We start from the raw sequence: 21,679 nt of genomic DNA, 5'->3' as shown, positions 1-21,679 counted from the left end.
GATCAGGAGGCGATCCGGCCTGCCCAAGCCTTCACCGTCTCCGCCATGGTCTTCAGATGATCGGACGTCGAGAATCCCGACACACTCTTGCGCGGCTTGAGATCATGGTCGCCATCCTCGAGCCAGATCACCTCGATCGCATCGGACAGCCCATAACCCGCCACCTCGTCGCGCGTGCCGAACTCGTCGCGCGTGCCCTGAAAAATCAGCGTCGGCGTCTTCAGCCCGGTCAAATGCTTGGTGCGCAGCTGGTCGGGTTTTCCGGGCGGATGGAAGGGATATCCGAGACAGACCAGCCCTGAAATCTCGCCCTTGGCAAACATCTCGTCCGCGACCATCGAAGCGACGCGCCCGCCCATCGACTTGCCGCCGATGATAAGCTTCCCGGTCACGCCCTTGGCCCTGAGATCAGCGATCGCCTTGATATATTCCGGGTTGACCGTCTCGGCACGCGGCGGCGGCTTGCGCTGGCCGTAGCGGCGCGCAGCCATATAGTGGAATTCGAAGCGCGCGACCTGGAAGCCGGCGACGGCCAGCGCCTTGGCGGTGGCGGTCACCGAGGGGGAATCCATCGAAGCGCCGGCGCCATGGGCGAGCAGGATGGTGACGGGAGCGGTGTCGAAGCCATCGAAGAGGAAGCTGGTCATGGGGCGGTCTTCCCGGAAAGGCCGCGTTCCGTCACACCCCCCCTCTGGCCTGCCGGCCATCTCCCCCGCGAGGGGGGAGATCGGCAACTCGCACGCCCGGCCCACCTTTGCAGCGCTGGAGATTGGCGAAAGCGGGTGAGCGCGCAATCTCCCCCCTTGCGGGGGAGATGTCCGGCAGGACAGAAGGGGGTGTTCAAGCGCGACCATTGATCCCCCTCACCCCGCCGTCCGTGCCAGCTGCATATCCACGAACTGCACGCCTTTGGCAGCCACCCCGGCCCATTCGGACTCCGCGTCGAGCTCCAGATACCGCACCCACAGCCGCCGCGCCTCGGGCAGATTGCCGGCGTCGAATTCCAGCCTGGCCAGGTTGAACACCGGATCGGCATAGCTCCTGTCGAGCGCGATCGCCCTCTGCAAATGCCGTCGCGCGGAAGCATCGCGGCCTTGCTCGCTCATCAGCCCGGCGAGGTTGAACCAGGCCTCGACAAAGGCCGGATCGAGCTTTATCGCCCTGGCATAGTCATGCGCGGCATCCGCCGCGTGGCCGCCGGCGCGCAGGCAGTTGGCGCGGTTGAAGGCGGCGATGGCGTCGCTGGGGTCGATGGCGAGGCAGCGCTGGTAAAGTGCGGCAGCACCTTCGTGGTCGCCGCCCTCCTCCGCCGCTTCGGCCTCGGCGAACAAATCTTCCAGCGTGTCGTCGCCTTGTGCCGCGGCGCCCAGATCGAACAGCAATTGCCCGTCGAGCTCGCTCTGGCCGCCTTCGAGATAGATTGCGTCGGGGCGGCCGTGCTGCGAGCCGACGTTGAGCGATTTGGCGGTGAGCGAGGCGACCGGACCGGAGCGGTGCACGGAGCGCGCGATCGCGCCCCAGGTCGCGCCGCCGGCCACCAGCCCGGCATATTTGCGCGCCAGGATCAGGTCGCGAAAGGAATAGGGTTCGCAATCATGCTCGAACGCATCGAACAGCGACAGCAGGTCGAGGTCGGCGCCCAACAGTCGCGATTGATCGATCAGCGATTGCCGCGACAGTGATGACGCCTCCGGCGCCTTCATCAGGCCGAGCAGGCGCAAAAAACCGTTCTCGCTGATCAGCGTGCGCCCGGCCGCGCGCTCGACGGCGACGCGGCGCTCGATCCCGACATCGCCGTTTTTCGTCAATCCGGCCTTGGCGAGCAGCGCGCGGCCGAACACGACATGCGTCGTACGCCTGGTGATGCCGCGCCTCAGCTGGCCGTGCTGGCGCTCGACCTCCCGCGCGGCGAGCCGCAAGGGAAATGCCGCCAGCGCGCCGATGGTACCGAAGACGGCCCCCGGAACCGAAACGGCCGGTGCCGTCATTTCTTGCTCTTGCCGACCGCCTTGAGCAGACTGGCCTTCAGCGGATTCTCAGGCGCGCCGCCCGCTGCCGCCTTCTTGGCGGCGGGTTTGGCCACCACTTCGTCGGCCTTGCTCTTCGACTTGGCCGGCGGCTTCGACTGCGACAGGCTGGCCTTCAGCGCATCCATCAGATTGATGACATTGCCACGCTCGGGGGCGGCCGCGATGATCGGCTTGTGGCCCTTCAGCTTCTCGCGGATCATCGCCATCAGCGCGATCTCGTAGCGGTCCTCGTAATCCTTCGGATCGAAGGTGGTTTTCTTCTGCTTGATCAGCGCTTCGGCCAGTTCGAGCATTTCCGGGTCGGGCTTGCCGGCCGGGATGTTGCCGAAATATTCAGCCGTGCCGCGCACTTCGTTCGGGTTCCTCAACGTGCACACGAACATGCCGTTCTCGCGCGCGCCGATCGTCACCACCCGCTCGCGGCTGGACAGCACCAGCCGGGCGATCGCCAGCTTGCCGGATTTGCGCATGGCTTCGCGCAGCACGGCGAAGGTTTCCTCGGCCATCGCCCCGTCCGGCGCCAGGTAATAGGGCGCGTCCTGGTAGATGACATCGACCTCGCCCTCGTCGACGAAGGCCTCGATGTTCATCGTGTGGTTGGATTCGATACGCACCGCGTCGAGGTCGGCATCATCGATGATGATGTACTGCTTGTCCTCGTACTCGTAGCCCTTGACCAGGTCCGAGCGCTCGACGAGCCCGAGTTCGGGATCGACCGGCTTCATGTTGATGCGGTTATGCGTCTTCTTGTGCAGCTGATTGAACGAGATGCGCTCGCTGGTCGTCGTCGCCGGATAGAGCCGGACCGGACAGCTGACGAGGCTGAGCTTGAGATAACCCTTCCAACTTGCCCTGGGCGCCATGATACACTCCTACGCGGCCATGCACTGATACTGCTCAGCGCTTTTCGTCCGAAGGACGAACAAGGCTGCGCAAATCCTACACCGACCCCGCAAGATACCGGCAAATCCCTGACGAAGTGTTTTAGGGCGCTGGAGGGTCGCGGGCGGAGGATAATTCAAATTGTATGAAGCGTCGATGGACTTGGACTCCTTGGCCTAGACAGAGGTTGACAACGACAAGCTCCCCATTTCTTCGTCATCCTAGGGCGGAGCAAGGAGCGAAGCGACGCGGCGCAGACCCTAGGATGACGAAAGATGGGTCGGCAAATCCCGCGCAAAATCCTCGATATCCGCCCAGGGATCGCCCGACGTCTCCAGCAGCCCCGGCAGCGAGGAATAATTCAAGTCCTGCGGCGCATCGATCGCCTCCAGATCGCTCCAGCTCACCGGCGTCGAGGCCGGCAGATTGGTACGGGCGCGCAGCGAATAGGGCGCGGCGGAAGTGTGGCCGCGGGCGTTGCGGTGGTAGTCGATGAAGATGCGCTTCTTGCGGTTTTCCTTGCCCATGGTGGTGGTGAATGTGTCGGGCGCGGTCGCCGCCAGATGGGTGGAGATGGCGCTGGTCGCCTGGTGCAGCTTCTTCCAGTTCTGCTTTTTCGTCACCGGTACGGTGATGTGGATGCCGCTGCCGCCGGACGTCTTGGCGAACGGCACCAGCCCCAGCCCCTCGAGCTCGCCCTTGATGTGGACGGCGGCTTCCACCACTTCGCGCCAGGAAATCCCCGCGCCTGGATCGAGGTCGAAGACGATCTGGTCGGGTTTGTCGAGGCTGGTGCGGTGCGTGCCCCAGGTGTGGAACTCGACGACGCCGAACTGTGCCAGCGCCAGATAGCCTTTTGCCCCTTCGACCGAGAGATAGGATTTGGTCTCGCCCTCGGAATTGGTCGCCTGGAACGTCACCACCGAAGGCGGCATGCCGGTGAAGGCGTGGCGCTGAAAAAAGCAATCCTTTGGCAGGCCGGTCGGGCAGCGCACCAGCGACACCGGACGGCCAAGGATGTGCGGCAGCATGAAGTCGCCGACCAGCGCGTAATAGACGGAGATATCGAGCTTGGTCGGCCCCGTCTTGCCGAACAGCCGCCGCTCCGGATTGGTCACCCAGATGGTGGCAAGATCCGCCTCCGAGATCAGCCGCTTGCGCTTGGCCGAGACCGGCGTCGACAGGCCGACATCCCTGAGACCGCGAAACACGCCATGGCGCAACGCATTGTCCGCCGTGCGGTTGGCGTAATGGATGCGCGCCGAGAACAGCGGCTTCACCCAATGCATATCGCGCATGATCTCGCGCGGCACGCCTTCCGGCGCCGTGGCGCCGGATGTCAGCGGCTCCAGCCGTGCCAGCAGGTCGGCTGCCGTCTCGGCATCGAAGCCGGTGCCGACCTTGCCGCGATAGTGCAGCTCGCCTTCCTCCCACTCGGCCATGCCGAGTGCCGCCAGCCCTTCCGCCGCGTCGGAAATCGTGTAACCCGCGATGACGAAATCGTCCTTCTGCAGCGCCTTGCACTTGGTCCAGCTCTTGGTGCGGCCGCTCTGGTAGATCGCGCTAGCGCGCTTGGAGACGATGCCTTCGAGCCCGAGCTCCGTCGCCTGGTCGTACAGGCCCTGCCCCGAGCCCTCGACATGGTCGGAGAACTGGATGGCGGAATTCGCCCCGAGCCCGCCAAGCAGCTCAGCCAGCAGCGCCTTGCGCCGGATGAGCGGTACTTTCAGCAAATCCCAGCCGTCGAGATGCAGGAGGTCGAAGGCATAGAAATGCAGCTTGCTGCCGGCGCCTTCGGCCAGCGCATCCTGCAGCAGCGCGAAGCGGCTGATGCCCTTGGCGTCGAGCACGACTATCTCGCCATCGATGATCGCCTCGCGGCACGGCAGTTTGGCGAACGCATGCGGCAGGTCGCCATAGCGCTTCGTCCAGTCGATGCCGCCCCGGGTGATCAGCCGCACCTGCCCGTCGGACAGATGCGCCATGGTGCGGTAGCCGTCGAATTTGATCTCGTGAAGCCAAAGTTCGTTGGTGTTCTGGGCAGGGCCTTCGCCGCCCGGCGGCTTCAGTGCCTGCGTCGCCAGCTGCGGCTCGATACGGCTGAGCGCCGGCGCCTTCACCGCGCCTGGCAGTTCGCCGGGCTTCAGGGAACCCGGCTTTGGCGCGGACTTCGCTGGCGGTTTCGCGGCGGCCGCCAGTTCCTCGATGCGCAGGCCGGATTTCACGCTTTCCGGCCGCGCCTCCAGAATATTCAGCGCCGTGTCGGCGGCGAGGTCGCGCTCCTTGAACAGCAGCCAGTTCTTCTTGTTCTCGTCTTCGCCGGGCTTGGGCTTCAGGCGGGTCAGCATCCAGCCGCCATTGAGCTTTTCGCCGGCCAGCCGGAACTTGAAAGCGCCGGTGCGCAGGCTCTTCTCGACATCGTCCATCGGCGCCCAGGTGCCGGTGTCCCAGACGATCATCGGCCCGCCGCCATATTCCCCCTCGGGAATGACGCCCTCGAAATCGATATATTCGAGCGGATGGTCCTCGGTCTCGACCGCCAGCCTCTTGTCGGCCGGATTGAGCGAGGGCCCACGCGGCACCGCCCAGCTCTTCAGCACGTCGCCGACCTGCAGGCGCAGATCATAGTGATCCGCCGTGGCGTGGTGCTTGTGGACGACGAAGCGGTTGTCGTCGCCAGTGATCAGCCCGCCGGCCGGTTCCGGCGTTTTGGAAAATTCGCGCTTGGCGCGATAGGTTTTGAGTTTGGCGGGAGCGGGCATGGGTCAGCGCTCGAAGCGCTTGGCAAGCAGGAGCAACCGCCGCATTCCGGAACGGATGGAAGTCACGCTGTCAATCGTCGGCGGCCGGGGTCAGCTCGAGCTCGGCCGGCGACAGGCCCTGCTGCAGCTGGCTCAGCCGAAACTCATCCACCCAATAGGCCTCGCCGTCGACCAGCACGCGGGCGCGGTAGGCGCCGTCAGAAAAGCTCTGCGCGGTGATGTAGACCTTGTGGGCGTCGAGCGCCTTGCGCACCGCGGCGCGCTTGGCATTCTGGCTGGTGACGGGACTGAACATGACGCTGCCCTCGGTCGCCCTGACACATCAGGCGACTGGCTCAAGGATGACGGAGACGAACTGTCCTGTCAATTTCGCGGGTTGGCGACCGTGGCCGACCGTTACGACCCGCTGCTGTTGAGCGTGTTGCCGATTTTCGTGAACTTGGCGTTGATCGCATTGCCGAGCGCACCGGCGCCGGCGATGATGGCGAGCGCGATGAGGGCGGCGATCAGGCCATACTCGATGGCGGTAGCACCGGTTTCATCTCGCATGAAACGGGAAACAATTGATGGCATTGCAAGCCCTTGGTTTCTTAGCCCTCACACAACCTAATACAGATCGTGAGTTGCAGTTCGGTTAAATTCTGCCAGAGTTTTGAAGGTGCTTGCCCGCGGGATTGAATCAAAACATGAAGCATCGGCCATGGCTAGGGACAGGCAGTCCGGACCGGAGCTGTTTTCAACTTGCCGGTCCGGAACCACCCACCGCCTTGTGTCCTTCCCAAGACACTGAACCAGATAAAAGCATCGACGCCGATCCGCTTTGACATGGATCAAGTGCGCAGCCGCAGGCACCGGCCGGCGGCCAAGATGGCGAGGCGCGGAACGTCTCCTGGCGCCGGCCCCATGCCGTTGGTCTCGCGAAAACCCGCATCCCTGTCGAAATCCGCTTCCGGCGAACGACATTGGTGCGGCGCCGACGAGGCGCGATCACCTCAAACAGGGAGCACCACCATGGCCAAGATGCTTGTCATCTACAAAACCCCCGCCGATCCGGCGGCCTTCGAGCGTCACTACCACGACATTCACGTGCCGCTGGCCAAGCAATTGCCCGGACTGCATCGCTACGAGATCAGCCGGTCGCCGGTCATGAACGTCCTGCCGGGCGAGACGCCCTACAGGGTCGCCATCCTCTATTTCGACAGTCTGGAGGCCATTCGCACAGCCTTTGCCAGCGAGATCGGCCGCGCCTGCGCGGAGGACCGGCGCAAATTCGCCGGGGATGACGATCTGGTGACGATGCTGCTCTTCGACACCGAGCCGCTGTGAGCCGTCACGTCGTGGCGCACGGCCATCAATTCCTGCTCCCGAAGCCGCTTCGGGAGCCGTTCTTCAATTCTTCAATTCTTCAATCTCCGAAATCGCCGCATCACGCCCTGCACGGCCTTGTACAGCCCGGGCTTGGAGCGCACGAAAAGCTCGGTCTTGCCGCGCAACTGGATAAAGGTGGTCGAGCCCCGGCCGCGCAGCGTCACCGCCTCGCACAATTCTGCCAGCACCGCGCTCGAAGCGCCGATGTGCTGCTTGTAGCTCTGGCTGCCGACCGACAGGTCGAAACAGTCGAGCCCCTGCGCCACCCCCCACATCATCAGCTTGCCCATCGTCGTCAGGCCTGGCGAGGCGTTGGCCACCGCGTCGTGATCGATCCCGAGCAAAAGCGCGTGCAAGGTGCCCTTCATGACAAGTACGTACATGACGGCGAGATAGGCTTCACCGACACGCAGCCCAAACAGCCGCACAGAGCCGTCGGACAGGCCCTGCAGGGCGGCATTGCGGTAGAATTCGACGATCGGCGCCTGCGTCAGCAGGTCGAAGCGCCCGAGTTCGCGGAAGCGGTTGAGCCTGAGCTCGAGCAGCGTCGCGAAATGCGCCTCCACCATGTCGCGCGTCTCGGCTTCGACCAGATCGAGCTTGCCCATCTGTTCGAAGCGGCGGCAGTGCTTGTGGAAATTCTTGGCGAAGGACGATTTGCAGATGCGCTTGATCAGCGTCTCCGGATCGCCGTTCAGGGCCAGGCTCGAAGCGATCTGGATGGAATCGCGCGCCTGCGAAAGCAGCGCCAGCGGATTGGCGACGCCATGAATCTCTCGCGGAATCCCCGCTATGTGGAAGCGGTCCGTCGGCGGCAGCACGGCGCGCACCGCGGCCCAGGCGGCGTCGGCGCTCTGCGTGGTCCAGGGCCTCGCATCGGCCAGCAGCGGCGCGGAATAATCGCACACGCCGCAGCTCAGCCATTCGATCACATAATGGCCCATGGCCCGGCGGCGCATCAGCGGCAACAGCATGACCGGCGCGCCCGTTGCGGCGTCGTTGACCTCGACGACCAGCAGTTCCGCGCTTTTGGGCATCAGACGGTTTGCGATCCCTTCCACCCAGGCAAGGCCCTGATGGCCCGTGCACAAGCCGGTCGCCTCGAGGCGCAGCCACAGCGGCCTTACGGAATCGAAGCTGGTGTGCAGCCGCGCGGCAAAGCGCGCGGCGGCGCCCCAACCGGCGATAATTGGGGAAAGAGGTTGGTCCGGTGCATCCCCAACCGCGACTATTCGCACTGCCTGGCCTGCCACGTACTTCTCCCGTCGTTCAGGCCTGCTCTCAACGTCCTCCACGCGAACGCCGCAAACCTCGCATCAGTCTCTGGGCCACATTGAGCAGCCGTGGTTTGGATCGCACGAACGCCTCGGTCAGGTTGCGTAGATCGATGGCGTTGCTCGCCGCCCTGCCCCGCATCGTGTACCCATGGCAGAGTTCCACAAGAACCGAACCCTTGGCGCCCATATGTTCCTTGTAGCTCTGGTTGCCGACCGACAGGTCGAAATAGCCGAAGTCTTGCTCGCGTGCCCAACTCATCAACCTGCCAATGATCGCCATTCCAGGTGAGACGTTGGGCACGACGCTCTGGTCCATGGCTATCAGGAGAGCATGAACAGTCCCTTGATGGACAAGCAGATATTGAACCGCGATCAGGGAGCCGCCGACGCGCAGCCCGAAGAGCCGCACCGAACCGTCCGACAAGCCCTGGATGGCCGCGTCACGGTAGAAATCGACAACCGCCTCCTGCGTCAGCAGGTCGAAGCGGCCAAGCTCGCGGAAGCGGCTGAGCCGCATCCGGACCAGTTCGCCGAAGATTTCCTCCACCTGGTCCGGCGAACCGGCCTGGACGAGTTCCACATCGCCGAGCCTTTCGAGCCGGCGCCAGTCCTTGCCGAATTCCTTGGCGAAAGATGGCCTGCAGAGACGCTTGAGCACGGTTTCCGGGTCGCCATCGATGGCAAGACCGAAGGTGGTCTGGACGGAATCGCGCGTGGTCGTCAGCAAGGCCAGGGGATTGGCGACGCCGCCGATCTGCTGCGGTATTCCCGTGATATGGAAGCGATCCGCCGACGGCAGCACGGAACGCACCGCCGCCCACGCAGCCTGCGCCGATTGGGCGGTCCACGCACCCGCATCGGCCAGCAGCGGTGCCGAATAGTCGCACACGCCACAGCTCAGCCACTCGATCACCCGATGCTGGAAGGCTGATCGCAGCATCAGCGGCACCAGCATCAAGGGCGCGCCCGTCACCGCGTCGTTCACTTCAACGATGAGCGGCTCCGCGCCTGCAGGCATCAGCCGCGCCACGATCCCCTGCACCCACGCAAAATGCTGGTGGGCGGTGCAGACACCGTCCATTTGGAAGCGCAGCCAGAGCGGCCTGACCGCTTCAAGGCTTGTGTGCAATCGCGCCGTGTACGCATCGTTCGCGGGGACGGTCACCGGACGGGAGGCTTCCCCTACGGGCAAGCCGTCATCCACCGCAGCAATTTGTACCACCTGGCCAGCCACATCCATCTCCTATCGCTTTACCGCGGCGAACGTGACCGCCCGCCGCCAGGAGCCCAAACGGCTGTTACGCTGCTGGTCCGGATGCTCGATGTTCCACATGCGGTGGTGCGCGAAATACCATGATGCCGCGAGCACGAAGGTCTCGGAGACCGCGGAGCCCAGCAGCGCCCATGGTGGGGACGCGACGGCCAGCAGGATGGCGATCAGCGCCAGCCCGACGATGGCGCCGCCCATGGTGATGAAGGCGACGATGCGGAAATCACCGAAAATCTCCAGGACGATGCGGGGCATGATGTAGAGCATGATCGGGATAAAATTGACCGTCACGAAGAGCCCGATGAACTCGACCGAGGCATCCTGCAGGGCCTGGGATTTGATCATCGGCAGGACGAACAGGATGGCGCATCCATAGGCCAGGCCGCCGAGCCCCATGACGACCGACCAGATCTTCGCCTGAGACCAGACGCGGCGCGTTTCATTGCGCCGCATCAGCTTGGCGAGCTCCGGCTGCGTCATGTTGACGAAAGCAAGGCTGATGATGCGCAGCGGCGCGAACAGCACGATCACCGCCGCCAGCGGCGCGTAAGCCGCGGGTCCGGCAATGCCGGCGACCAGCAGTGCCAGGCATTGCCCCTGGATGTTGGTGGTGGTCGCGCTGAAGGCCGACCAGCACAGCTGGCGCCAGAGTCTGGTGTAGCGCCGCCGCGTCGGCATGCGGAAGCTGATGCGAAGCGTGCGGGGCGCCAGCCGGGCCAGCACGAGGATACCGATCACATTGGCCGCGGCAAGGGCATAGAACACAGTCTGCAGCGCGGCCCCGGCGAACCAGATCGCCAGGCCGGCGAACACGGTGCCGGCGATTGTGAAAGCCGCGTCGCTGACGGAGACGATCACCTGCTGGCGGCGGGCGAAGAATGCCGTGCGCATATGGCTGCGCAGCGACCATGCGCCGACAAAGCAGCCGGCCGCGATGCCGCTCGGGTCGCCCAGGAGACGCATCAGGATAACCGTGCCGACGGCCATCAGCAGCGCCACCACCAGCGCCGCGGATCCGAAGGCCACGTCATGGGCATCGACGCCGGCACTGTTGGTGCTCTTGCCCATCCATATCGAGGCGGGAACGGCGGTCAGCGATCTGATGTAGGACAGGCCGACGCCGCCCATCACCATGGCTATGGCGAAAAGGCCGTAGCCTTGCGCCGACAACATGTGCAGAAGCGCGATGTTGAGGGCAAAGTGAAAGCCGCTCTGCATCGCCTCGCCGCCGATCATCAGCACGAGGCGCCGCACCAGATGGAGGGGGAACTTCACGGCCGCGTCTCCGCCTGCCGGGTGCTTGCCGTCCGGCCCGGCCTGGCGATGGCAGCCTTCAGCTTGTCGGCGGCGATCGCCGCGATCGCGGCCGCGGCGACCGGTTCGCTGAACACCGTCTCGTAGCGCTTGCGCCCGGCGGCGACGAAACCGCGCCAGGTCTCGGGGGCGAGGATGATCTCCTGCAACTTCGCGGCCAACGCCGCTGCATTGCCTGGCGGAACATGCCAGCCGGTCTCGCCGTCGGCCACCACTTCGACCAGCCCGCCGATCGCCGACACCAGCGGCGGCCGCCCATAGGCCATCGCCTCGATGGCGACGCGGCCGAGCGATTCCGGACGTCGCGACGGCACGGTGACGATGTCGGCCCAGCGATAATGCTCCGAAGGATCCGGGATGAAAGGCAAGGCGCTGACCTGTCCGGCCAGCCCCATGGTCTCGACCAGTTCGGCCAGGGCGCGCTCGCGCTCGACGCTTTCGAAGGCGCCGCCGACCAGCCGCACCTCGATCCTCGACTTGAGTTCGGCCGGCAGCGAGGCGATCGCCTCCAGAAGCACTTCCTGGCCCTTGATCCGGTTGACGCGGCCAAGCAACAGCACCCGCAGCGAGCGCTTGCCGTCATAGGTCATCGCCTCCGCCACGGCGGGACCGGCAACGCCATTATAGACGACATAGGAGCGCGCGGATCTGGGCTCGCCGAACGTGTCGCGCGTCGCTTTCGAGTTGAAGATGAGATCGGCACGGCTCCAGTGCATGAGCCCGACGAGGATCCGGCGCAACACGCCTTCGGGAATTTCATGGATGTGCAGCAGCGCCTTGGAAGGCAGCAGGCGCGAGGCCAGCGCATAATCGGCGACGATCGAAGTGTTGACATAGACGAGGTCGCAATCGCGCAGACGCCGCCATGCCCGCCACAGCGCGACCGGCAGCCGCGCCATCTCAATGGTCGCCAGCCTCAGCATCGCCTGGCGCCTGAGCACCCAGAGCGGCTCGAAGACGATGCGGCTGGCATGAGGCTGAAGGATTTCGACGATCGGTCCGCTGCGCGGCAGGACCACTTCGACGTCGGCCGACGGAAACGCGGCGCGCAGCGCCGCCACGCTCTCCGCGAAGCTGCGGTCGGAGCCGTAGAGTTCGTACCCCTGGTGGATGCAGGCAATCCGCATCTTCACGCGCATCTTTCTGCCAGGGGTGGTGTGACAATTCCGCCGCCTGACCATACCGGCGACCGGAAACGTCAAGCCCAAGACCCCTTTGGACTTCACTGGTTTTCAGTGTGGTCACGAAACGGATCTGGATCCGGTTCACCACACCAACGCTGCACGCCTTCCGCCGATTCCGGCGCGCAGAAGTCCATCAGCAAGGTTCATGCCGGGCTAATATATCCATTTATATCCATTCGCGGGCCGACTGGCCCCGGCATCGCCTCGTTTCGGTACACATACGTTCGGAAAGTTGACCGATAGTGAAACAACTCCGGCGGCTGGAACAAATATTTTACAACCCGAATGCGACAATGGCTGGAATCGGGCCTGGCAGGCTTATTGCAAGGCCGAGACGGGACAGCCTTCCACAGCGGGTCGGACGGATTTGAAAGCGCCAGCAGCCATGAAACCGGAACAGCCTTCCATCCTGATCCTGGGAACGCGCGGCATCCCCGCGGCCCATGGCGGCTTCGAGACCTTCGCCGAGAGACTGGCGCTTTTTATGGTCGCACGCGGCTGGAAGGTCGGCGTCTACTGCCAGGAAGAGGTCGAGCGGGTCGACCAGAGGGTGCGCCTCGACAGCTGGCGCGGCATCGACCTCATCCACGTCCAGGTCGCCTCGAAAGGCCCGCGCGCGACGCTGGAATTCGACTGGCAATGCGTGCTAGACGCTGCGCGCCGGCCCGGCGTCTGCCTGGTGCTCGGCTACAATGGCGCGGTCTTCCTGACCTGGCTCAGGCTGATGCGGCGCAAGGTCATCACCAATATGGACGGTATCGAGTGGCGCCGCCCCAAATGGGGGCGCGCGGCGCGCACCTGGTTCTGGCTCAATGAGTGGATCGGCGCCTGGGCTTCGCACCGGCTGGTCGCCGATCATCCGGTCATTGCCGATCACCTGGCGACGCGCCGGCCGCGCAGCGCCATTTCCACCATCGCCTATGGCGCCGATCCGGTGACATCGGCACCCGAAGCGCCGGTGCGCGCGCTCGGCCTCGAGCCCGGAAAATACCTGATCTCGATCGCGCGCATCGAGCCCGACAACAGCATCCTGCCGATCGTCGAAGCCTTCTGCAGCCGCAAGCGCGACATGAAGCTGGTGGTGCTGGGCACGCTGTCCGACCAGATCCCCTATCATGCCGCGGTCCGCAAGGCAGCGAACGCCTCGGTGGTCCTGCCCGGCGCCATCTACGACCAGGCGGCGGTAAAGGCGCTGCGGTACCATGCGCGCGCGTACATGCATGGCCACACGGTCGGCGGCACCAACCCGTCGCTGGTCGAGGCGCTGGCCGCCGGCAACATGGTGATCGCGCACGACAATCCCTACAACAAATGGGTCGCCGGAGCCGCCGCCATCTATTTCACCGACACGCAAAGCTGCGCCGAGCGGATGCAGCAGGCGATGGAGGACGACGCGCTGGTCAAGGCCTGCGGTGAGGCCGCCAGGACACGCGCCCGCGAAGCCTTCCGCTGGGAGGACGTGCTGCTGGCCTATGAGAATGAAGCCTACCGGCTTCTCGGCGTCACGTCAGCCCGAACGGCCGCGATCGACCGCCCCTCGCCCGGCGCGGTATGACGGGCTGGTCGCGCCGGCGGCTTCTCACCACCGCGCTGTCGACGGCGCTGGTGCCTGCCGCGCTGGCGCCGCTTTCGTCCGCGCGAGCGGCCAGTGGTGAATGGCGTTTCCGCCGTGGCGTCAACGCCTGGCCCTGGTTCGCGCTGACACGCGAATTTCCCGCACCGCGCACCGACTATGACTGGCCGCCCTTCCAGTCGCAGCGGCCGGTGCCGACCCCGGACGACCTCCGTCGGCTGCGCGCCACCGGGCTCGATTTCATCCGCCTGCCCGTCGATCCCGGCCCGTTCCTGGCCGCCGACACCGCCACGCGCGGCAAGCTGCTGGACATGCTGGACGCCGCCGTAGGCGCCACGCTCGACGCCGGTCTCGGCATCATCGTCAACGTCCAGGCCAATGGCGCCACGCATTACTGGAACCCCGATCGCATGGTCTCCAGCACCGAGGCTCCGGCCTTCGACCTGTACCGGGCGCTGGTCGGCGAGCTTGCCGGCAGGCTGGCGCGGTTCACGCCAGGCATGGTGGCGCTGGAGCCGGTCAACGAACCGGCGCAATCCTGTGACTCCAACGTCTGGTCGCAGGTCCAGGCGTCCCTGCTGACGGCGGCCAGGGCGTCAGCCCGGACCTTGCCGCTGGTCGTCACCGGCGGCTGCGGCTCGATGGTGAGCGGGCTGGCGGCACTCGATCCGGCGCCGCTGGCATCCTTCGAGCCGATCCTGTTCACCTTCCACTTTTACGAGCCCTATCTGTTCAGCCATCAGGGCGCGCCCTGGATGCGCGAGCCGGTCTACCGCTCGCTGAACAATGTGCCGTGGCCGGCCTCCGCCGGCTCGCTCGACGCGACGCTCGCCTCGGTCAGAACGCGCATGGCGCAGGATACCGAGACCTCGGAAGCGGACAAGCAGGCCGCCTATGCCGAAACCGAGCGCGTGCTGAAAGTCTATTTCGACGCCCGGCCAGACCGCTGGTTCATCGACAAATATCTCAGCCAGGCGCGCGACTGGGCCGACAGAAACGGCATTGCCCCGGAGCGTGTCATCATGGGCGAATTCGGCGCGCTGCGCACCGACGCCCGTTACACCGCCGCCCCCAACCCCGACCGCGCCCGCTACATTTCCGATGTCCGCCAGAGCGCCGAGGCGGCCGGCTTCCCCTGGGCCTTCTGGGACCTCTTCGACGGCATGGGCATGATGGACGACACCACGCGCGCGCTGGATCCGGCGATGGTCGAGGCGCTTGGGTTGGTGATGCCGGGATAGGCACCCACCGTTCCACACAGGCAATCGTCGCGTTCTACGGCGCTACCTTCGCCCGGCTTGCACCCTCTGCCCCATCACACCCCTTGCCGGCCTATAAAGCACCAGCGCGATCACCACGAATTTGGTCATCAGCGTCGTCTTCGACGCCAGGCTTTCGGAGGTGTTGAGCAGGATCAGCCAGCCCAACATCAGCAGCCAGATGCCGGCATGGCAGCGGCGCGCGACTTCGTGCATGAACAGCGCGAAGCCGACGAACAGCAGCAAGGTGAAGAAGGCGCCCTGGTAGAGGACCATGCGGATGATCGGGTTCTCGATGCCTTGCTCGAGGCCGCTGATGCGGCGCAGGCTCTCGATGAGGTCGATGTCAGGCCCCACGATCAGGTCGCGCAGTTCGAAATGTTTGAACAGTTCGAACATCTCGACGCGGGCATTGGCGCTGCCGGAGTCCGACACGAAGCGCTCGAGCAGCGCATCGAAGAAGCCGTATGCCGCCGCGACGGCGATGACGACCGGCACCAGCGCGGCAAGGATCAGGCCGAGCGCCGCGCCGAGCAGGTTGACGCGCCCCGTGCGCAAGCCGCGCAGCCCCTGGATGAGCAGGTAGCAGCCGCCGAGCACGATCGTCAGCACCATCGCGGAGCGGCCGCCAAAGGCGACGAGGGCCGCGCATTGCAGGCCGATCAATCCGAGCCGCACCGGCATCGACAGGGATCTCGAACCGGAGAGCAGCGCCAGCACATAGATCGAGGTGACCGTGGCGTTGGACAGCGGATGGCCCTGAAGCGCCGTCGAGCGCAGGTCGCTCATGAACGCCTCGCCGTCGAGGCGATAGGGAAAGAGCAGCGTCTTGGTGGCGAACTCGAACAGAGCGAGCAGCGCGTTCACGGTCATGATGGCGTGAACGACGGTCTGCATCCGGGCGAATGTCTTCTCGTCGTCCTCGGCCAGCATCATAACCAGCAGCGCCGGCGCCACGAACGTGTCGACCATGCCGGCCATGCCGGGACGCTGCCTGGCGACGACGACCACCAAGAGCACGATCGAGATGACCGCCATCAGCGTGCTGGCCGGCCGCCGGTCGGCGACGGCCACCATATAGCCGACCGGGTTGCCGAAGGTGCAGGCGCGCCAGGCAAACACCAATACGAGCAGATAGGTCGACGGATGGATCTTGGTCGCCGGGTTGCCGGTCAGGCCGTCGTAATTGTAGCCCACCAGCCACAGCATGCCGCCGGAGATGGCGAACAGCAGCGCCACCGTCGCGACCAGGCCGAAGCGCGTGATCCAGTCGACGGAATCGCCGGCGCGGACTTGACCGGAACCGGCCCAGCCGGCCGCCGGGTTGGCTGTCCGGGTGTCGGTCCCGGTCGCGGCCACGTCAGGCCGCCTCGTCGACCAGCAAGGCGCCGGTCGGCAGCCGCCCCATGACGGAAATGGCCTGCGAGGCCGCCGTGACGTCGCGCATCGGCGTCGAGTTCAGCGTCGCGACCATCACGATCTCGTCGACCATGGCGACCAGCGGCGAGGCATTGAGATTGTCTGCCAGCGCGCCGCCGTCGACGACGACGAGGTCGAAGTTGCGGCCGGCCTGGGCCAGCATGTGCTGCGTGAAGTAGACGCCCTGCGCCTCGGAGAAGACGGCCTTTTGCCGGCCCCTACCCAGCACCGCGACATTGCTGCCGGCGGTGTGCTGGCTCACCGCCTCGAAGGCATATTCGCCGCGCAGCACGTCGAGCAGGCCGGGCTGCGGCTCCTTCTTGCCGCTGACGGCATTGGTGTCGATGAACAGGACGCGGCTGCCCCTGGCGGCCGCGGCATTGGCGAGCAGGCGCGCCACCCGGCCCCGATGCGCGGCGTCTTCCGGCGGCGACGTCAGCAGGATGGACGGCACCAGCGGCCAGTTCGGCGGACGCCGGCTGGAGGCGAACAGCCGCCTCAGCGCCAGGCCCGCGACCGCATCCGTCTTCTGCCCGGCCGCGGCGGCGGCGCCGCTGAAAGGCCACCAGCGGCGGCCACTGCCTGCCTTTGCCGGCAGCACGCCAAACACCGGCGCGTCGATGGCCGATTGCATCTGCGCGCTGGAAAGCACGGTCGGCGAGGAATATTCCGCGATCAGCGCCAGCGCGGTGCCCAGTCCCAGCCCGCCGAAGAGGGCGCCGAAAACCAGCAGCGGCAAAGGCGGCCAGCTCTTGTTCAGGGCAGGCATCGCATTGGAGATGATGCGCGCATTGGTGCTGTCGACATTGATTTGCTCGCGCGTTTCCTGCGCTCGCTGCAGATAGGTGGCGTAGACCGAGCGCACCGCCTCGAGGTCGCGCTGCAATTCGCGCAGCTTGACCGAGGCCTGGTCGGTGTCGAGCGACTTGCTCTTCATGCCGGCAACCTTGGCCTCCAGCGCCTGCTGGTTTGCCAGCGCCCGCTCGTAGTCGGTTTCGGCGGCGGCGGCGATGCGTCCGAGTTCGCGCGCGATGAGGGCGCGCGTGTCGCGCAGCTGCTGCTGTGCGGCGATCATCGAGGGGTGGCGCGGCCCAAGCTCCGTGCCAAGCTGCGAGACCTGGTCGACAAGCGTCGCCTCCTGCGCCCGCAGGCTGGAGATGACCGACGAGCGCATCGCTTCCGAGGTGGCGTCCGGCGCGCCGCCGGAGCGGCGCAGCTGGTCGACCTGCGCCTTCAGCGCCGCGGTGCGGCTCTGCGCCGCCGAAAGCTGCGTGTTGATCTCGGTCAGTTCCTGGTCGCTGACCAGATTGCCCGCCGCCATCACCATGTTGTGGGCGGATTTGTAGGCCTCGACGGCGTTCTCGGCCTGCTGCACGCGCTTGCGCTGCTCCTCCAGCCGCGCGGTGATGGAATCGGAAGCGTCCGTGGCCATCTTGGCGCGCGCGCTCGCCTGATCGGCCAGATAGGCCTGGGCGATGGCGTTGGCGAGCTTCGCCGCTTTGTCGGCGCTCTTGGCGGTGACGATCACGTCGAGCACCAGCACCTTGTCTGCCCGCTTAACCGCCAGCCGGCGGCGCAGCGCATCGAGCGTCTTGCCCGTCCTGTCGGTTTCGGCCGACCCCGAGCCGAGCAAGCCGCCGAGCAGACGGCTCACCAACCCGCCCTGCCCGTTGAATTCCGGATCCTCGGTCAGCTTGGTCGCCTCGATGGCCTTGAGCAGGACACCTGTCGACTGGACGACGCTGACCTGGCTTTCCACCATGGTGATGCCGCCATCGGGCGGAACGCGGCTCGGATTGACGTCGTTGGTGACCACCTGCAGGTCTTGCGGATCGATGAGGATTTCCGCCACCGAGCTGTAGAGCGCCGGCGTCAGCAAGCCATAGGCCAGCGCCCCGAGGGTCAGCAGCGCGGCGGTCAACAAGATCAGGAAACGGCGGCGCACCAATATGCGCTTCAGGTCACCCAGCTCGACGGTCGAGGATGCATAGGACGCCGTCGGCACTGGCTCCGGGGCGGCATATTGCATCGCCTCCGAAGCGGGTTGTTGCGGCAACGAGAGCAGGGATGATTGCAAAGGTCGCTCCGACAACACTCCGTGTGCCTGCAAGTGTAAATTGCAGCTTCGACCTAGCTATTCCTCCAACTGTTAAAACACTGTTAATTATGTTGAGAGCTCTTCTGATTTTTGGCACGGAGTTTGCCTCATAAAGGCACGTGCATGTCGACACGGCGCTGGTGAACAGGAGACGGATGGAAATGGGGCAGCAGATCAGTCCAGACCATCCGTGCGGCCATCTCTCCTGCCCCATTTTCGAACACCGGCCAGACACCGATCAAGATGCTAGGGGTGCGACATGCAAGTGAGCCTGCGCCTGGACAGCGAATGCGTCCGTGCTTTTCACCTGCTGCTGCTGCAGCGCCTGGCGGCACTGGCGCAGGTCGAGATGTCGGTCGATGCCAGGCCGGCCGGGGGCGGCATTCCGGGCAGCGCTGCCGCGCTTTTCCAGCTTGAGACAGCCATCCATGGCTTGCCGGCGGACGGACTGGCCAAGCGCCTGCCGCTGTCGGCGCTGGCGCCTTATCGGACGCAGCCGCCCGCCTCTCCCGATCTGGTGATCGACCTCTGCGGCGATGTGAGGCTGGAAGGAACGCGGGTCTGGCGCGTCACCTATGACGGCGCCGCCGGCGAAGCAGCCTTGCTGGCGCTGATCCTGGACGGCCGCACCCCGATTGCCCGCGTCGAGGAGAGCGGCGCCACCGTTGCCGAAGGGCGCCTGGGCACCGAATATGGCGGCATCGCGCTGGCCTCCTTCCAGGACATGCTCGCGCGCACCGCAAGCCTCATCCTCGCGGCAATGCCCCCCTCGGCAGTGAATGGCGCGGCGCGGGCCGCCCTGCCGGTGCTGCCCGAACCGGCGCAAGCCGGTGCCCCGCCGCAGATACCCTCGCCCACCAAACTCGGCATCAGGGCAGGCAAGGCGCTGGCGCGGGGCATCGTCCAGAAGATCTACCATCTCTGCTACAATGCCCCGCACTGGAAGGTCGGCTGGCGCGAGACCAAGGGGCAGGATCTGTTCGACCTGCGCGTCCATCCGGCAGCCGGCTGGCAGGTGCTGCCCGACGACGGCAGCCGCTTCTACGCCGATCCGTTCCCGATCCTGTACCGGGGACAAGTGACCCTGTTCGTCGAGGATTATATCCACCGGCTGGGCCGGGCCATCATCTCCGCCGTGCCGTTCGGCCCGTCGGGGCCGATCGGCCGCCCCGAGCCTGTGCTCGACCTGCCCTACCACCTCTCCTACCCCTTCGTCTTCGAGCGCGACGGCGAGGTCTGGATGGTGCCGGAAAGCTGCGCCAACCGCACAGTCGATCTCTATCGCGCCACCGCCTTCCCCGGCGGATGGGTCAAGGAAGCCACGCTCTTGTCCGACATCGTCGCCAGCGACGCCACTCTGGTCGAGCATGGCGGGCGCTGGTGGCTGTTCGCCACTGTCAGGGACGGCGGCGGCGCCTTCTCCGATGCGCTGCATCTTTGGTCGGCGCCCGACTTCCGCGGCCCCTGGACACCGCATCCCAAGAACCCCGTGCTGGTCGACATCGCCTCGGCGCGACCGGCCGGCCGCATGGTTGAGCGCAACGGCCAATTGCTGCGCCCGGTGCAGGATTGCCGCAGGAGTTATGGCGCCGCCCTTGGCATCGCACGCGTCGCTCACCTTGATTTGAACGGCATGGAGCAAGTCGTCGAGACCATCTTAACTCCTGGGGCGCTATGGAATGGGCGCAAGCTGCACACGCTCAACGAGGCGGGCGGCCTGGAATTCATCGATGGCTCGGCGATCGCGCCGCGCTGGAAACAGAAGCGTTCGTCGTTAACGTAAACAATCGTTACTACCAGCCACCCGCGCTGGTTGCTTGAGGTTGATATGGGGCCGGAAGATATTTCCACTGCAGATTGTGGCAGGCGCAAGATGACCAGCAGAAAGGCAAAGACATGACCACCGCAGCGGCTGGCCCGACCGAAGTCGACGTAGCGATCGTCGGCGCCGGAATGGCCGGCACCACCCTGGCAACGCTGTTGGGAAACGCCGGCCGCAAGGTGGCGCTGATCGATCCGCACCGCGTTCATCACGACGAATTCCGGGCCGAGAAGATCGGTGCGGATCAAATGCAGCTGTTCCAGAAGCTCGGCCTCGACAAGATGGTCATGCCGCTCGTCACCCCGTTTACCGACGTTGATGTCTTCCGCCTCGGTCAATTCTTCGCCCGTGAAAAGAAGTGGGAGTACGCATTTTCCTATGGTGCGCTGATCAACGGCCTGCGCGATGCCTTGCCGCCGCAAGTGCCGATCACGATCGGCAAGGTGGCCGAAGTCTCGACCGGACCTGACCGGCAGCGGCTTGTGCTGGCCAACGGCGCCGTCATCGATGCCCGCCTGCTGGTGGTGGCCACCGGCTACAGCGAATTGGTGCGGCGCGCCATCGGCGTCGAGCGCGTCGAATTGTCGAAGGCGCATTCGCTGTCGATGGGATTCGACCTCGCTCTTGCGCGGCGTGACTGCGCCTTTGGGGCCGTCACCTGCTACGGCAAGAGAGCCTCAGACCGTGTCGCCTATCTCACCGTCTTTCCCATCGGTGACAAGATGCGCGCGAACATGTTCGTCTATCGCACCGTCGCCGAACAATGGACGCGGGACTTCCGCGCCGATCCGCAGAAGATGCTTCGCGAACTGATGCCCGAGATCGCGGCGCAGTGCGGCAACTTCGAGGTGGCGAGCCCGGTCGAGGTCAGGCAGGTCAATCTGACCACGACACAAGGCCATCGCCGCGACGGCGTCGTCTTCATCGGCGACGCATTCAACACGACATGCCCAACGCCGGGCGTCGGCATCGGGCGGGTCATGGTCGATGTCGATCAGCTCCATTCCGTTCACATTCCGCGCTGGCTGGAAACACCAGGCATGGCGGCTGACAAGATCGGCGCTTTCTATGACGACCCGGTCAAGGTGGCCTCCGATAAGGCAGGCATGCGAGTGAGCTTCTACGCCAAGCAGATCACCACCGAAACCGGACTGGAATGGCGCGTGCGGCGCCTGCGCAACAACACGGCGCGTCAGCTGATGATCATCGGCCGCAAGATGCGCCATTTGGGACCGCGCCGGGAGCCCGGAATGGCGTGAGGGTCCTCCCACTTTCTCCCGCCATCCAAGGCCGAGGCGTGTTCCCTTCTCCCTTCCCGCGGAGACGGGAAGCGCGCCAGGCCCAGGTTTGTGGGCTGAGAGCAACGCGCTAACGCTTTGATGTTATTGCTTACATCCGCCGCCCAGCGCGGCGGGCCACAT

17 protein-coding genes are annotated in these 21,679 nt (G+C 65.4%); 5 read left to right on the top strand and 12 right to left on the bottom strand.

The window, feature by feature from the left end; all coding sequences use genetic code 11:
• Positions 1 to 2: 2 nt before the first annotated feature.
• The 6 genes from JG747_RS15295 to JG747_RS15270 all read right to left on the bottom strand — a co-directional run bounded on the left by JG747_RS15295 (position 3) and on the right by JG747_RS15270 (position 6,247).
• Positions 3 to 647, bottom strand: a complete 645-nt coding sequence (locus tag JG747_RS15295; protein ID WP_202362128.1) for an alpha/beta hydrolase family protein — start codon at positions 645 to 647, stop codon at positions 3 to 5.
• A 216-nt stretch (positions 648 to 863) separates the two neighbouring features.
• Positions 864 to 1,988 (bottom strand): tetratricopeptide repeat protein, encoded by a 1,125-nt coding sequence (locus tag JG747_RS15290; RefSeq protein WP_202362127.1) that lies wholly within the window; start codon positions 1,986 to 1,988, stop codon positions 864 to 866.
• The gene (gene ku / locus JG747_RS15285; protein ID WP_202362126.1) at positions 1,985 to 2,893 is read right to left on the bottom strand and encodes a non-homologous end joining protein Ku; all 909 of its coding nucleotides are present in this window, start codon (positions 2,891 to 2,893) and stop codon (positions 1,985 to 1,987) included. The genes JG747_RS15290 and ku overlap by 4 nt, the downstream gene beginning before the upstream one ends.
• 279 nt (positions 2,894 to 3,172) lie before the next feature.
• Entirely contained in the window at positions 3,173 to 5,674 is a 2,502-nt protein-coding gene (gene ligD / locus JG747_RS15280) for a DNA ligase D (protein WP_202362125.1), read from the bottom strand.
• A gap of 70 nt (positions 5,675 to 5,744) precedes the next feature.
• Complete coding sequence (locus JG747_RS15275; RefSeq protein ID WP_019859522.1) at positions 5,745 to 5,969, bottom strand: hypothetical protein; 225 nt, start codon at positions 5,967 to 5,969, stop codon at positions 5,745 to 5,747.
• A 101-nt stretch (positions 5,970 to 6,070) separates the two neighbouring features.
• Positions 6,071 to 6,247, bottom strand: coding sequence for a Flp family type IVb pilin (locus JG747_RS15270; protein ID WP_019859523.1), 177 nt, complete (start codon positions 6,245 to 6,247; stop codon positions 6,071 to 6,073).
• Between the two features lie 438 nt (positions 6,248 to 6,685).
• Between JG747_RS15270 and JG747_RS15265 the strand changes: the two genes are divergently transcribed.
• Positions 6,686 to 7,000 carry an EthD family reductase gene (locus JG747_RS15265; RefSeq protein ID WP_019859524.1) on the top strand — a complete coding sequence of 105 codons (315 nt, stop codon included), beginning with the start codon at positions 6,686 to 6,688 and terminating at the stop codon, positions 6,998 to 7,000.
• 71 nt (positions 7,001 to 7,071) lie between these two features.
• Here the strand turns inward: JG747_RS15265 and JG747_RS15260 are convergent, their stop codons facing one another.
• From JG747_RS15260 to JG747_RS15245, 4 genes are read right to left on the bottom strand one after another with little or no spacing between them, the layout of a single operon-like run.
• Positions 7,072 to 8,295, bottom strand: coding sequence for a GNAT family N-acetyltransferase (locus JG747_RS15260; protein ID WP_202362124.1), 1,224 nt, complete (start codon positions 8,293 to 8,295; stop codon positions 7,072 to 7,074).
• A 28-nt stretch (positions 8,296 to 8,323) separates the two neighbouring features.
• On the bottom strand, positions 8,324 to 9,559 hold the full coding sequence (locus tag JG747_RS15255; RefSeq protein WP_202362123.1) for a GNAT family N-acetyltransferase: 1,236 nt from the start codon (positions 9,557 to 9,559) through the stop codon (positions 8,324 to 8,326).
• A gap of 3 nt (positions 9,560 to 9,562) precedes the next feature.
• The gene (locus JG747_RS15250) at positions 9,563 to 10,864 is read right to left on the bottom strand and encodes a hypothetical protein (RefSeq protein WP_202362122.1); all 1,302 of its coding nucleotides are present in this window, start codon (positions 10,862 to 10,864) and stop codon (positions 9,563 to 9,565) included.
• Positions 10,861 to 12,030 (bottom strand): glycosyltransferase family 4 protein, encoded by a 1,170-nt coding sequence (locus JG747_RS15245; protein ID WP_244748436.1) that lies wholly within the window; start codon positions 12,028 to 12,030, stop codon positions 10,861 to 10,863. Before JG747_RS15245 ends, JG747_RS15250 begins: the two co-directional genes overlap by 4 nt.
• Before the next feature lie 442 nt (positions 12,031 to 12,472).
• On the opposite strand from JG747_RS15245, the gene JG747_RS15240 reads away from it, so the two are divergent.
• Positions 12,473 to 13,642 (top strand): DUF1972 domain-containing protein, encoded by a 1,170-nt coding sequence (locus tag JG747_RS15240; protein ID WP_202362120.1) that lies wholly within the window; start codon positions 12,473 to 12,475, stop codon positions 13,640 to 13,642.
• A complete protein-coding gene (locus tag JG747_RS15235; RefSeq protein ID WP_202362119.1) occupies positions 13,639 to 14,901 on the top strand; it encodes a glycoside hydrolase family 5 protein in 1,263 nt (420 codons plus the stop codon). The genes JG747_RS15240 and JG747_RS15235 overlap by 4 nt, the downstream gene beginning before the upstream one ends.
• Positions 14,902 to 14,943: 42 nt before the next feature.
• On the opposite strand, the gene JG747_RS15230 is transcribed toward JG747_RS15235, so the two are convergent.
• Both JG747_RS15230 and JG747_RS15225 read right to left on the bottom strand, forming a co-directional pair.
• Positions 14,944 to 16,278 carry a VpsF family polysaccharide biosynthesis protein gene (locus JG747_RS15230; protein WP_202362118.1) on the bottom strand — a complete coding sequence of 445 codons (1,335 nt, stop codon included), beginning with the start codon at positions 16,276 to 16,278 and terminating at the stop codon, positions 14,944 to 14,946.
• Between the two features lies 1 nt (position 16,279).
• Positions 16,280 to 18,367, bottom strand: coding sequence for a GumC family protein (locus tag JG747_RS15225; protein WP_202362117.1), 2,088 nt, complete (start codon positions 18,365 to 18,367; stop codon positions 16,280 to 16,282).
• 328 nt (positions 18,368 to 18,695) lie between these two features.
• On the opposite strand from JG747_RS15225, the gene JG747_RS15220 reads away from it, so the two are divergent.
• Both JG747_RS15220 and JG747_RS15215 read left to right on the top strand, forming a co-directional pair.
• Positions 18,696 to 20,219 (top strand): glucosamine inositolphosphorylceramide transferase family protein, encoded by a 1,524-nt coding sequence (locus JG747_RS15220; protein WP_202362116.1) that lies wholly within the window; start codon positions 18,696 to 18,698, stop codon positions 20,217 to 20,219.
• 113 nt (positions 20,220 to 20,332) lie between these two features.
• Positions 20,333 to 21,517, top strand: coding sequence for an FAD-dependent oxidoreductase (locus JG747_RS15215; protein ID WP_202362115.1), 1,185 nt, complete (start codon positions 20,333 to 20,335; stop codon positions 21,515 to 21,517).
• Positions 21,518 to 21,679 lie beyond the last annotated feature (162 nt).

It is taken from the genome of Mesorhizobium sp. 131-3-5 (assembly GCF_016756575.1).
Lineage (GTDB): Bacteria > Pseudomonadota > Alphaproteobacteria > Rhizobiales > Rhizobiaceae > Mesorhizobium > Mesorhizobium jarvisii.
Note: the sequence above shows the minus strand (reverse complement) of the source record. Positions and strands in the feature narration are given on the sequence as shown.

Bases quoted from the DNA above. Each gene is read 5' to 3' on its own strand.
- JG747_RS15295 (WP_202362128.1), bottom strand. From the start codon at position 647: ATGACCAGCTTCCTCTTCGATGGCTTCGACACCGCTCCCGTCACCATC.
- JG747_RS15270 (WP_019859523.1), bottom strand. From the start codon at position 6,247: ATGCCATCAATTGTTTCCCGTTTCATGCGAGATGAAACCGGTGCTACC.
- JG747_RS15225 (WP_202362117.1), bottom strand. From the start codon at position 18,367: ATGCAATATGCCGCCCCGGAGCCAGTGCCGACGGCGTCCTATGCATCC.
- JG747_RS15240 (WP_202362120.1), top strand. From the start codon at position 12,473: ATGAAACCGGAACAGCCTTCCATCCTGATCCTGGGAACGCGCGGCATC.
- JG747_RS15290 (WP_202362127.1), bottom strand. From the start codon at position 1,988: ATGACGGCACCGGCCGTTTCGGTTCCGGGGGCCGTCTTCGGTACCATC.
- JG747_RS15265 (WP_019859524.1), top strand. From the start codon at position 6,686: ATGGCCAAGATGCTTGTCATCTACAAAACCCCCGCCGATCCGGCGGCC.
- ligD (WP_202362125.1), bottom strand. From the start codon at position 5,674: ATGCCCGCTCCCGCCAAACTCAAAACCTATCGCGCCAAGCGCGAATTT.
- JG747_RS15275 (WP_019859522.1), bottom strand. From the start codon at position 5,969: ATGTTCAGTCCCGTCACCAGCCAGAATGCCAAGCGCGCCGCGGTGCGC.
- JG747_RS15220 (WP_202362116.1), top strand. From the start codon at position 18,696: ATGCAAGTGAGCCTGCGCCTGGACAGCGAATGCGTCCGTGCTTTTCAC.
- ku (WP_202362126.1), bottom strand. From the start codon at position 2,893: ATGGCGCCCAGGGCAAGTTGGAAGGGTTATCTCAAGCTCAGCCTCGTC.
- JG747_RS15255 (WP_202362123.1), bottom strand. From the start codon at position 9,559: ATGGATGTGGCTGGCCAGGTGGTACAAATTGCTGCGGTGGATGACGGC.
- JG747_RS15215 (WP_202362115.1), top strand. From the start codon at position 20,333: ATGACCACCGCAGCGGCTGGCCCGACCGAAGTCGACGTAGCGATCGTC.
- JG747_RS15235 (WP_202362119.1), top strand. From the start codon at position 13,639: ATGACGGGCTGGTCGCGCCGGCGGCTTCTCACCACCGCGCTGTCGACG.
- JG747_RS15245 (WP_244748436.1), bottom strand. From the start codon at position 12,030: ATGCGGATTGCCTGCATCCACCAGGGGTACGAACTCTACGGCTCCGAC.